Below are 12287 nucleotides of genomic sequence, written 5' to 3' on the forward strand. Positions count from 1 at the left end.
ACAAAAACAACAAACAATTGATTTAACTAAATTATATTGCGCACAATCTAAAATGTCAATACCTGTTGCAAATATTTTTGGTGGACCTTATAGTTTAATAAGGATATAAGGCGGATGAGGAATGAGTAATTATATTATTTTTGACCTTGAATGGAATCAGGGTGAAGCACCGGTCACGGTTGACGGTAAGACTCTCTCTTTTGAGATTGTTGAGATAGGTGCTGTTAAACTTAATGAAGAAAAGAAAAAAGTAGGCGAATTCAGTAGACTGATAAAGCCTCAGATACATAAGCAGATGCACAAGATAACGGGGAAACTGATACATCTTTCGATGGAAGATCTTGAGGACGGTGTTTCTTTTCAGGAAGCAGCTTCGGATTTCCTTGAATGGTGCGGCGAAGATCCCAAGTTTTGCAGCTGGGGACCTCTTGATCTGACCGAGTTTCAGCGCAATCTTGATTTCTTCGGAATGCCTCTTCTTTCGGACAGGCCACTTCCTTTTTACGATGTTCAAAAGCTTTACAGTCTTGCGTATGACGACGGAAGGACCAGAAAATCTCTTGAATCCGCTGTGGAAGAATTGGGACTTGAAAGTGATATTCCTTTTCACAGAGCGCTTTCTGACGCAATCTACACGGCCGAGATATTTAAGGGCTTCGGAGAAAAGATACTTAGCAAGATCTCTTTTGACACCTATGTAACACCCAAGACCAAGAAGCAAGAGATCAAGATTATCTTTGATAATTATGAGAAATATATCTCCAGGGAGTTTGACACCAAAGAGGATATTCTTGAAAATATGGAGATCATGAGCACCAAATGCTATCTCTGTAAAAAGAACATCCGAAGGAAGGTCAAGTGGTTTACTCCAAACGGTAAGCACTATTATGCAGTGGCTTATTGCGAGAAGCACGGATTCATGAAGGCCAAGGTTAGGATAAAAAAGGCTGAGAACGGAAGACTCTTTGTGATAAAGACCTGCAGATTTATTCCGGTTGAAGATGTCGAAGACATGAAGGCCAAACAAAGAAAAATAAAGAAAAGACAAAAGCCATGACCTCTAAAAAATCATGGCTTTAATTATATAATTATCAGATCAGAATTTTCTGGATCCCGAACGCCATTTCTTGAATTCGCGTTTTCTTCGTTTATATCTGATCCTATCACTTTTTGAAGAAAACTTACGGTTTGATGTGACTTTTGTTGACATCGAACCTGAGAACAGCGAGATCAGAACAATCGCGGCGGCTATAATAAGAAGGATCTTTACATTTATAAATATCGGTTTTGCCGCATGAACTTCATTGGCGGTTGAGCCCTGTTGTCCTGAGTAGGAAACAAGCGCTTTTCCCACGGGAGTTTTGTTATAAGTATAAGTAATCTTGGCAACGGCCGAAGGATCTTCCTTTTTATCTTCGTCCGTGAGGTCATATGAGACCGTGTATTCAGTATCTTCAATCTTGGCGGTCTTTGGAAGGATCACCTTATCGGAACCGTTAAGACTCAGGATCGTACCGGACTTACCGAAAACGTCATTGTCCGATTCAAAGAAAAGTGAGTCATCAGGCATATATCTTGTATCGTTGTCTGCGATATTTACCGCTCCGAAGTTGTTGAATGCATAATCAAACAAAGTGACCGTATCAATGAACTGCTCGGGAGAATCCTCCATGAAGACAACGCAGATCAGTCTCATTCCGTTCTTTTCAGCACAGGTTACAAGAGTTTCTTTTGCAAGATCCGTGTATCCCGTCTTTCCGCCGATGATACCTTCGTAGCTGACTTCTCCGGTAATAAGCTTGTGCTTGTTATTCAGATAGAAGTCATCGGGCTGCGTTGAAGTAGCCGTGAAGTGATATCTTGGAGTGTTTGCCACCTTACAGAGAAGTTCGTTATTAAAAAACTGTCTTGATATAAGTGCAAGGTCATAGGCGCTGGTATAGTGATCGGCGCGCTGAAGACCGTTGGTGTTTGAAAAATGGGTGTTGGTACATCCGATGTCCGCAGCTCTTTTGTTCATGAGATCAACAAAAGCATCTATACTTCCGCTCACATGCTCGGCTACGGCGTTGGCAACTTCGTTGGCACTTCCGACCATGATTCCGTAGAGAGCCTGCTCAAGCGATATTGACTGTCCGACATCCATTCCGATGCTCGAACCGTCGTGAGGAACACTGAAAACGGCCTCGTTTGAGAATTTAATCTTATCATTAAGATTGGCGCCTTCAACAGCGAGAAGACAAGTCATGATCTTGGTGGTACTGGCCGGATACAGCTCTTCATTAATGTTCTTGGCATAGAGGATCGTACCGGTCTCTGCTTCCATAACAATGGCTGATTTGGCATTGATGGAAGGCCCCTGAGGCCAGCTGTCTATAAGATTGCTCTGTATCGGAAGAGCTCTCCTCTCTTCAGCCTCCATCAGCTTACCGGGATCGCCTTCTTTGACTTCTTCCTCCGCATAAATGGTTTGTGTCAAAAAAGAAAACGATAAAGCGATTGTCAAAAGGGCTAAAGATATTTTATTTAATTTTTTCCTGTAATTCGCATGTAGTATGTTGTTCATCGTATGTAAATAATACAATACTTCCAAATCGAGGGCAAATGTTGTAAAATTCTTTTATAAGATATACAGGTAGGAATAGAAATGCGTTTACGTAATATTGCGGGTTCAAGAGAAGTTATTGCGGAGAGTAAGTTCACCGTCAAGGAGCCCGAGAAGATGAAAGGCCTCTGGAAAAAAGAGGTATTTGGTAATGACAATAAGATCCATATTGAGATAGGAATGGGTAAGGGAAGATTTCTCATGGACATGGCAGCCCTCCATCCCGATATCAATTATGTTGGAATAGAGAAATATTCAAGTGTTCTTTTACGTGCCATCCAGAAGCAGGAACAGCTCCTTCTTCCCAATGTTATTTTTATAAGGATGGATGCGGAGAATATATGCGACGTGTTCGCTCCTTCAGAGGTCGACAGAATATATCTTAATTTCTCAGACCCCTGGCCCAAGGACAGACACGCCAAGAGACGCCTTCCTTCAAGAGAGTTTCTTAAGAGATACGACAAGATACTTGTTCCGGACGGCGTGGTTGAGTTTAAGACGGACAACGAAGACTTGTTTAATTTTGCACTTGAGGAGGTTGAGCCGGCAGGTTGGACATTGGATGCAGTCACGCGTGATCTTCATAACGATCCCGTTATGAACGAGAACAACGTGATGACCGAGTATGAAGAGAGATTCTCTTCCATGGGCAATCCGATTTTTAAATACATCGTAAGCAGAAAGGGGACCTAATTATGGACTACAGTTTAAACAGCCAGAATTTCGAAGCGGAAGTTTTACAGAGCAAATTGCCGGTATTAGTTGATTTCTCAGCTGACTGGTGTGGGCCTTGCAAGATGATGGCCCCCATGATGGATGAGTTTGCCGAGGAGTATGAAGGCGAGCTTAAGGTTATGAAGATCAATGTAGATCAGTCACCCGACATAGCCCAGAAATACAATGTTATGTCCATACCGATGTTTGCATTCTTCAAAGGCGGAGAAGTCGTAGACACAGCGGTTGGAGCACTTAACAAAACAAAATTACAGGGAATAATCGATAAGGTGCTGGCTTAAAAAGCCAGCACTATTTATAGAGGAGTAAAGTTTTGGCGGATAAGATTACAAATTTCGAAGACTATAAGAAAAAAGCCGTATCAGATCCCGTTGAACAAACAGACCCCGTTAAAGAGGAAAGTCCTGTTGTAAAAGAGGAGCCTGTAAAGAAACCGGACCTGAGTGACACTACGGTCATAAACCGCATAGAGATCGAGGATCCGTACAATTTCTTTACGGAAGAGGAAAGAGAAGCATATTTCCGCGAGAGACAGAAAGCGGAGAGAGCAAGGAAAGAACCGGGGAAAGAGACGGTCAAAGAGGAGCGTGGGGATAATGCGCCCAAAAAAGAAGATCCTTTGAAACAGGAGACTGCAGAGGTTAAAAGACCTGAGAAAGCACCCGAACCGGCTATCAGACCCAGAAGAGAAAGACCTCGCAGGGAACGCAGAGAAGATTACCACGAGGATGATGTTCGTGACGAGTTTTATGAAGATGATATTCATAGAAGGGATTACGACCGTTACGATGACGATGAAGACTACGACAGAGATTATGACAGAGACTACGACGAAGATTATGACGATGACGAATATGATGAGTCTGAAGATAAACTTATGAGGATCGTTGTCAGGATCGCTTCGGTCTTGACGGGAATTGTTATTCTTACACTGATCGGACTTGCCGTTGTATTTAAGGCCGGAGGTTTTTTCCATAAAGATCCCGAGGCTTTGGGACCGGAAGAAGTGGTGACCGAATCACCTGCAGAGGAACAGAAAAAATTTGAAGTTCCGGAAGGCTATACTGCCGTAGATGATACCGTTACGGTCATAAACAATGATCTTAACCTAAGGAATAAGCCCAAGAATGAAGAGGGCAGCGAAGTTGTTGCCGTAGCCAAGGTGGGCACACAGCTTAAGAGAGTAGCTGTAGACGGCGGCGGATACTGGGCAATCGTAGAATTCGAAGGCCAATATTTATACGCATCAATGAATTATTTAACGACTCCTTGAGTGGAGCCAACCATAGAAGCGATCAACCGCTTCAGATAAAGATTTGCTGGAACGAGAAAAAGAATCTGTATGACTGAGGACCTCCTCTTTGGATGTGTCCTTGGCATAATCTGCGATCTTCATGGCATACTCTTCCTCCAAAGATTGATAATTCATGTTGACAAGCAGAGTCGAACTTAAAGCGCTTACGCATGCATAGAGCTCTGGGTATCGCTTTTGCACGATAGCAAATTCGTCAAGGATCTGTTCTCTGCTCTGAAGGCAGAAAAGACCATAAACGGACTCGACTATCTCGTGAGGTTCGATCTCATCGCGATATGAATTATCCTCATAACCGTCCAAGGTTGCATAGTATTCGCATATCTCCTGGACGAGAGAGCCTACTTTGGGGTTGTCATAGAGTTTTTGAAGTTCGTCTATTTTTTTATCGCTCATGCTGTAAGTATAACATAATATAAAGGAAATCAGGCAAAATAATGAAGATTGGGATTTTTGATTCGGGAATAGGAGGACTGTCTGTTCTTCATGAGGCATATCATCTTTTACCCGAGCAAAATTACATATTCTATGCAGACGTTGATCACGTTCCGTACGGAACCAAGACTCCCGAGGAGATAATTGGATACTCCGAAGAGATTACGAAATTTCTTTTGGATAAGGGAGCGGAAGCGATAGTTGTAGCGTGTAACACAGCTACCAGCGTAGCCATTAAGGAACTTAGGAAAAGATACGACGTACCGATCCTCGGAATGGAGCCTGCCGTTAAACCTGCAGTCGAAGGAACAGAGCAAAAGAGGATCATGGTAATAGCAACTCCCGTAACCATAAGGGAGGACAAGCTTAGAGACCTTCTTCACAGAGTGGATGAAAAGCACAGAGTGGATCTCCTTCCGATGCCAAGACTTGTTGAGTTTGCGGAGAAAGAAGAGTTTGATACAGATAATGTCAGAGAATATTTAAGAGAGCAGTTTTCGGACTACAACACGGAGAATTACTGCGCTCTTGTTCTTGGTTGTACACATTTTAATTACTTTAAACCGCTTTACAGAGAATTTTTTGGAAAAGAAACACTTCTTATCGACGGTAATTACGGGACAATTCGTCATCTCGCAGATGTTTTGGGACTTTCCTTAACCAATTCCCCTGATAATGTGGTATACTTTGATAGCGCCCACAAGATGTTGTGTGAGTCAAATACGCAGTATTTTTTCTCCGGAAAGAGCATTTCAGATGAGAAAACTCTGGAACACTTGAAAAGACTGCATAACAGGCTTGAAGAAGTGCGAAAAAAATAATAATAATTCTCTTGAATTAATCAATATAATGTATTATCATTAATTTGCAACCACAAGATATAGTTGTGGTTCATTTTATCTATGTGATTGATTTAAAGGGATTGTAAATTGCAAGGGGGTTCTTATGAAGATCATTAAGAGAAGCGGTAAGGAAGTGGCGTTTGACGGCAATAAGATTCTTGCGGCTATCGAGAAGGCTAACAACGAGGTTACTGAGGAGAAAAAACTGACAGCAGGCCAAATCAGTGACATCGAGATGGGAGTCGAGAAGCAGTGCGCTTCATTAACTCGTGCGGCAAGCGTCGAGGAAATCCAGGATATGGTCGAAGACGGCCTTATGAGATCCGGTAAATTCGAGGTTGCCAGAAAATACATCACATATCGTTATAAGCATGCTCTTGTCAGAAAGTCCAACACGACTGATGAGCAGATCATGTCTCTTATTGAGTGCAATAACGAGGAAGTTAAGCAGGAGAATTCCAACAAGAATCCCACCGTCAACAGCGTTCAGAGAGACTACATGGCGGGCGAAGTGAGTAAGGATATTACAAGAAGATTCCTTCTTCCCGAGGATGTAGTCAAGGCACACGAAGCAGGACTTATCCATTTCCATGATTCGGACTATTTTGCTCAACATATGCACAATTGCTGTCTGGTTAATTTGGAGGATATGCTTCAGAACGGAACAGTTATTTCCGAGACAATGATCGAGCGTCCCAAGAGCTTTTCAACTGCCTGCAATATCGCAACTCAGGCGATCGCACAGATTGCAAGCTCACAGTACGGCGGACAGAGTATCACTCTTTCCCACCTTGTGCCGTTTGTGGACGTCAGCAGACAGAAGTTCCGTAAGGAAGTTGCGCTCGAGTTTGAGACTGCCGGAATGAAGATCAACAAGAAGCAGGTCAACGAGATCGCAGAGATGCGCGTCAAGAAAGAGGTCGAGAGAGGATGTCAGGTAATTCAGTACCAGGTAATCACTCTTATGACTACCAATGGACAGGCGCCCTTCATAACCGTGTATATGTACCTCGATGAGGTCCCGGAAGGTCAGACAAGAGAAGATCTGGCTATGGTCATCGAGGAAATGCTTAAACAAAGAATTACCGGCGTAAAGAATGAGAAGGGTCAGCTCATAACACCCGCTTTCCCCAAGCTCATTTATGTACTCGACGAAGACAATATACATGAAGATTCCAAGTACTGGTATTTGACAGAACTTGCCGCTAAATGTACGGCAAAGAGACTTGTTCCCGATTACATCTCAGCTAAGAAGATGAGAGAGCTTAAGGCAGGCGACGTATATCCTTGCATGGGATGCAGAAGCTTCCTTACTCCCGATAATGAGAAGGTTGCAGAGGGACTTTGCAACAAGGGCAACAAGGCAGGCGCTCTCAATTATGAGGAAGGCCAGCACAAGTACTACGGAAGATTCAACCAGGGTGTCGTAACACTCAATCTTGTAGATGTTGCTTGTTCATCAAACAAGGATATCGACAAGTTCTGGGAGCTTATGGAAGAGAGAACCGAGCTCTGTAAGAGAGCACTTATGTGCAGACATGAGAGACTTCTCGGAACACCTTCCGATGTGGCACCTATCCTTTGGCAGAACGGAGCCCTTGCAAGACTTAAGAAGGGCGAGAACATAGACAAGCTTTTGTTTGGTAACTACTCAACAATATCACTTGGCTATGCCGGACTTTGCGAATGTACCAAGTACATGAAGGGTGTATCACACACCGATGCCAAGGGCAAAGATTTTGCAATTCAGGTAATGCAGTTCCTTAACGACAAGTGCGCTAAGTGGAGAGCAGAGACCAATATTTCGTTCTCACTTTACGGAACACCTCTTGAGTCAACCACTTACAAGTTTGCTAAGTGCCTTCAGAAGCGTTTTGGAAGCATTCCCGAAGTTACAGACAAGAACTATATCACAAACAGCTATCATGTTCATGTAACAGAGCAGATAGATGCATTTACCAAGCTTAAATTTGAGTCTGAGTTCCAGGCTCTTTCACCCGGAGGAGCTATCAGCTACGTTGAGGTTCCGGATATGACCAACAATATCGATGCGGTTATATCGGTTATGAAGTACATCTATGACAATATCATGTACGCAGAGCTCAACACCAAGTCTGATTATTGCCAGTGCTGCGGTTATGATGGGGAGATCAAGATCGTTACAGATACAGACGGAAAGCTCATCTGGGAATGCCCTAACTGCGGAAACAGAGATCAGAACAAGATGAACGTTGCAAGACGTACCTGCGGTTACATCGGAACACAGTTCTGGAACCAGGGACGTACACAGGAGATCAAAGAAAGAGTTCTCCACCTCGCAACACCTAAGTGCTGATACAAGCTTAAGTTTCGGCCGGACAAAAGAAACAACAAATAATACCACAATAAACAGCAAGGTCGGAATTATCCGACCTTGTTTTGCCCATAAACAAGATTTTGTTTTGAATAAAATAAGAGGCGATATGTACTACGGACAAATATATTTTAATGATGTTGCAAACGGAATAGGATGTAGAACGGCATTCTTTGTAAGCGGATGTACGCACCACTGCAAGGGTTGCTTTAATGAGATGACTTGGGATTTCATGTATGGAAATAAATATACCAAAGAGGTAGAGGATGAGATCGTAGAGTCTTTAAAGCCTGAATATGTAAGCGGTCTGTCGATCCTTGGCGGAGAGCCTATGGAAATCGTTAACCAGAAAGAAATAAGACCTCTTATCGAGCGTGTGAAAAAAGAAGTTCCTCACGCCACAATCTGGCTTTATTCCGGATACACATGGGAAGAGCTTAATGATAAAGACAACAAGAGATGCCACGGGGAAGATACAGATGCAATCCTTTCAATGATCGATGTTCTCGTTGACGGCAAGTTCGAGCTTGAAAAAAGAAGCCTTCTTCTTAGATTCCGAGGATCGTCAAACCAAAGAGTTATCGATGTTCCCGAAAGTCTAAAAAAAGGAGAAGTTGTCCTTTCTAAGTATAACGACAAAGAGGAATCAAGACTGAGCTGATAGCAACAATTGCAATGCGAACAACAATGAAAGCACTTACATCTTTGATGTGGGTGCTTTATTATTTTGGTATAAGGAGGCAAGTATGGAAGAAAAATTTGATCTGCTGACTTTCGGTGAGATTATGCTTCGTCTGTCTCCGCCCGATTATGAGCGAATAACAAGGGGCGATGTTTTTGATAAAAGAGCCGGCGGCTCTGAGCTTAATGTCGCATCGGGAGTAGCTCTTTTGGGACTGCGGACGGGAATCATATCGAGACTTCCGCAGAATGCACTGGGAACCTTTATAAAGAACAGAATCAGGTTTGAGGGTGTTTCGGACGATTATCTTATATACGATGATTCATCCGAGGCAAGGCTCGGAATCTATTACTATGAGAACGGCGCCGCACCGCGAAAGCCTTCCATCGTATACGATAGGATGAATTCCTCAATCACGAGAATTTCTATAGATGAGATTCCGGAAAGTGTCTTCACTGCGACAAGGATGTTCCATACAAGCGGGATCACACTTGCGCTTAACAATAACACTTGTGAAGTAACAACGCAGCTTATTGAGAGGTTCAAAGAAAGCGGAGCACTTGTTTCTTTTGACTGTAACTACAGAGCCAATTTATGGAGCGAAGAGGAAGCCCGCACTGCTATAAATAATATACTTCCGTATGTGGATATTCTTTTTGTTTCGGAAGAGACATCAAGAAGAATGATGCAAAAAAGCGGTGAGCTTGCGGATATTATGAAGAGTTACACAACAGACTATCCGGTAAAGATAGTCTGCACGACACAGAGGGAAGTCATAAGTCCCAGAAAGCATAATTTTACATCAACGATATATGACGCCAAGACTGATAAGTTCTACACCGAGGCGCCCTATAAAGATATCGATGTTATAGACAGAATAGGTTCCGGAGATGCTTATGTATCAGGCGTGCTGTACGGAATCCTTAAGTACGGGGATGCCGGCAAAGCACTTGCCTACGGAAACGCCACATCAAGCGTCAAGAATACCATTCCCGGAGATCTACCGGCCAGTGATCTAAAAGAAATAGACAGTATTATTAAGAATCACTGCGCTAAAGGCCCTACAAGCGAGCTTGATCGCTGAGGGCATAAGTAAGCCGATTTACGTTCGCCATAACGTATTTCCATTATAAAAACCTCTATATGCGAGATCCTCTCTCGCAGATCCAAAAAAGGACCGCCCCCGGTCCTTTTTTGATATAATAATTTCATGACAGTTTATGAGATGCTATTAAAAGAAAAAGATGCTAAATACAAGGAATTTCAGGCTAAGCTTGTTCCCAATATAGAGCCCGAGACAATCATCGGAGTCAGAACGCCCAAGATGCGCGAGGTCGCAAAGGAAGTTTTTAAGAGCGATATAAGGAATGAGTTTTTAAGCGAGCTTCCGCATAAATATTACGAAGAGAATCTTGTTCATTTCTTTGTTGTTTCTCTTATCAAGGATTTTGATGAGTGCATTACCGAAGTTGAGAAGTTCCTTCCGTATGTGGATTGCTGGCCGGTTTCGGATCAGGCTACGCCAAAATGCTTTAAAAAGAATCATGGAAAGCTCCTTCCGTATATCAAGAAGTGGATTGCGTCAGACCATGTCTACACTGCGCGCTTTGGCATGCGCATGCTTATGAATGAGTTCCTGGATGACGATTTCAAAGAGGAATATCTTGAGCTTGTTGCGTCCAAAAAGGGCGAAGACTATTACCTTAAGATGATGGTGGCTTGGTATTTCGCGACAGCACTTGCCAAACAATACGACGCGAGCGTTAAATACATTGAAGATCGAAAGCTTGATGAATGGGTCCACAAAAAGGCAATTCAGAAAGCTGTTGAGAGCTTTAGGGTTACCGATGAGCATAAGGAATACCTTAAAACATTCAGATGAGATAATCAGGGGACATACTGATCAAAATAATCAGTATGTCCCTTAATTATATTCAAAAAATGTCGATATATGATATGAGATAGTTTTGACAAACGGAGTTGCCAAAAAGCGTCAAGGAGGATGCATATGTCTATCGAGATCATGAGAGACTTATTTTCAAATGAAAAAATAGTTGAATCGATATCCAATGCGTACACTGTGCGGGTTAATAGGAAAGCAGAGCCTAAGTCTGAGCCCGAAGAATCCCTTGCCAAAAAAGAATACGAGATGAGAAAAGCGGAGAGAGAAAAAAGTATAGCCGATCAAAGTATGTGTTATGCAGAGAAACTGCGCGCAGCCAGAAATAAATCCAAAGCAACATCTCTTCAGAAAAAGAAACTCCAATACAATTTCAAAAAGATTTCTTCGATGATAATACGAAGTAAAAACAGCGTGAGCGCGAGGAAAGCCGTTCAGTCTGCAAGACGCGAAGTAACAAGATTAAACCGGTTAAAAGGAAGCGGAGAGTATGATGAGCAAGAGCTTCAGCTTGCGATAGACCATGCTAAAGCTATGGTTAAGGTCGCAAAGAAAAAAGTTCATCATCTTGAGCAGGAGGAGATGATAGAACGTGGTTCCGGTGGTATAGGAGAGGTGCTTGAAGAGCGTGAAGACGATAATAGCAGCGAAAATGACGAAATGACTGATGAAAATAGTCAAGAAGCCATAGAGAGAGCGGCTTTGGGCGATGCAAGCTATTACAACGAGCAGCAGATGACTGAAGCGTCTTATGATGAAATCGACTATGAGGAGTTAGGAGAATTCCTTTTGGAAGGGCCCCAGATTCAAGATATCTCCATTGATATTGCGGAAACAGAAAGTGAAGCAATGACAGAGCTTATGAGTGAGTTTTCGGAAGAGATGGAAAGTATGATGGAAGAGCTTGATCTTACAGATCTTGCAGAGACTATGTACGCTCCCGATCCCAATATGTCCGAAGACGATCTTAAGATGCTCAAGATCAAGCATCGCACCAAGGAACTGAAAGAAATTGCCGAAGCTGACAAAGAATATCTTAAAAAGCTCTTTGCGTATGAAGAATCAAAGAAGAACAGTTCCTCAAACGCTGTGAGCAGCTCGATTTCAGGAAGCTCCGCGCCTGTATTTAAAGCAGGTGCGCAGTCAGTTACCCCTATAATCTCCATGCCCGGCGCGGCAGCAGGCGCAAGCTGCGTAGCACCCATGTCTCCCGTAGGAATCGATGTCTCCGTATAAGAATAACAATGCCGTCCCCTTGACAAGGTACATAAATGTTAATAAAATCATTTTTAAAATAATACGACGTTGAAGAGGATCAGTAACTGCGTAAGCGTTTCAGAGAGAGAGCCGTTGGTGCGAGGTTCTTACGACCAAACAGCGAACCTACCTTGGAGTCCCGTATGAAAATACGGCGTATCCCGCG

The 12287-nt window shown here is 43.0% G+C and carries 12 protein-coding genes and 1 other annotated feature (1 of these 13 running past the window's edge); of the genes, 10 read left to right on the forward strand and 2 right to left on the reverse strand.

The genetic code is table 11. The annotated features are described in order from the left end of the window. Positions 1–121: 121 nt before the first annotated feature. The gene (locus tag BM377_RS05935) at positions 122–1057 is read left to right on the forward strand and encodes a 3'-5' exonuclease (RefSeq protein WP_092245196.1); all 936 of its coding nucleotides are present in this window, start codon (positions 122–124) and stop codon (positions 1055–1057) included. Between the two features lie 39 nt (positions 1058–1096). Here BM377_RS05935 and BM377_RS05940 read toward each other — a convergent pair whose 3' ends face one another. Beyond that, positions 1097–2479, reverse strand: a complete 1383-nt coding sequence (locus tag BM377_RS05940) for a D-alanyl-D-alanine carboxypeptidase family protein (protein ID WP_242948099.1) — start codon at positions 2477–2479, stop codon at positions 1097–1099. Positions 2480–2647: 168 nt separating this feature from the next. Between BM377_RS05940 and trmB the strand changes: the two genes are divergently transcribed. The 3 genes from trmB to BM377_RS05955 are packed head-to-tail and all read left to right on the forward strand — an operon-like array spanning position 2648 to position 4613. After that, entirely contained in the window at positions 2648–3298 is a 651-nt protein-coding gene (gene trmB / locus BM377_RS05945) for a tRNA (guanosine(46)-N7)-methyltransferase TrmB (protein ID WP_092245204.1), read from the forward strand. 2 nt (positions 3299–3300) lie between these two features. Continuing rightward, on the forward strand, positions 3301–3621 hold the full coding sequence (gene trxA / locus BM377_RS05950; protein WP_092245207.1) for a thioredoxin: 321 nt from the start codon (positions 3301–3303) through the stop codon (positions 3619–3621). Positions 3622–3653: 32 nt separating this feature from the next. Continuing rightward, positions 3654–4613 carry an SH3 domain-containing protein gene (locus tag BM377_RS05955; protein ID WP_092245210.1) on the forward strand — a complete coding sequence of 320 codons (960 nt, stop codon included), beginning with the start codon at positions 3654–3656 and terminating at the stop codon, positions 4611–4613. On the opposite strand, the gene BM377_RS05960 is transcribed toward BM377_RS05955, so the two are convergent. Continuing rightward, positions 4599–5048 carry a hypothetical protein gene (locus BM377_RS05960; protein ID WP_143104470.1) on the reverse strand — a complete coding sequence of 150 codons (450 nt, stop codon included), beginning with the start codon at positions 5046–5048 and terminating at the stop codon, positions 4599–4601. The genes BM377_RS05955 and BM377_RS05960 overlap by 15 nt on opposite strands. Positions 5049–5089: 41 nt before the next feature. Here BM377_RS05960 and murI point away from each other — a divergent pair, with 41 nt between their 5' ends. The 6 genes from murI (at position 5090) to BM377_RS05990 (ending at position 12100) form a co-directional block, all read left to right on the forward strand. Beyond that, positions 5090–5908 (forward strand): glutamate racemase, encoded by an 819-nt coding sequence (gene murI, locus BM377_RS05965; protein ID WP_092245216.1) that lies wholly within the window; start codon positions 5090–5092, stop codon positions 5906–5908. Positions 5909–6032: 124 nt separating this feature from the next. After that, positions 6033–8264: an anaerobic ribonucleoside-triphosphate reductase gene (gene nrdD, locus BM377_RS05970; protein WP_092245219.1), complete on the forward strand. Its 2232-nt coding sequence runs from the start codon at positions 6033–6035 to the stop codon at positions 8262–8264. A 127-nt stretch (positions 8265–8391) separates the two neighbouring features. Next, positions 8392–8943 (forward strand): anaerobic ribonucleoside-triphosphate reductase activating protein, encoded by a 552-nt coding sequence (gene nrdG / locus BM377_RS05975; RefSeq protein ID WP_092245222.1) that lies wholly within the window; start codon positions 8392–8394, stop codon positions 8941–8943. 85 nt (positions 8944–9028) lie between these two features. After that, on the forward strand, positions 9029–10048 hold the full coding sequence (locus BM377_RS05980) for a sugar kinase (RefSeq protein ID WP_092245226.1): 1020 nt from the start codon (positions 9029–9031) through the stop codon (positions 10046–10048). 126 nt (positions 10049–10174) lie between these two features. Next, entirely contained in the window at positions 10175–10846 is a 672-nt protein-coding gene (locus tag BM377_RS05985) for a DNA alkylation repair protein (RefSeq protein ID WP_092245228.1), read from the forward strand. A 126-nt stretch (positions 10847–10972) separates the two neighbouring features. Beyond that, positions 10973–12100 carry a hypothetical protein gene (locus BM377_RS05990; protein ID WP_092245232.1) on the forward strand — a complete coding sequence of 376 codons (1128 nt, stop codon included), beginning with the start codon at positions 10973–10975 and terminating at the stop codon, positions 12098–12100. A 60-nt stretch (positions 12101–12160) separates the two neighbouring features. Next, positions 12161–12287 (forward strand) — a binding site (T-box leader); it runs 83 nt beyond the window's last position.

This window comes from Butyrivibrio sp. INlla21, assembly GCF_900116875.1.
GTDB lineage: Bacteria > Bacillota > Clostridia > Lachnospirales > Lachnospiraceae > Butyrivibrio.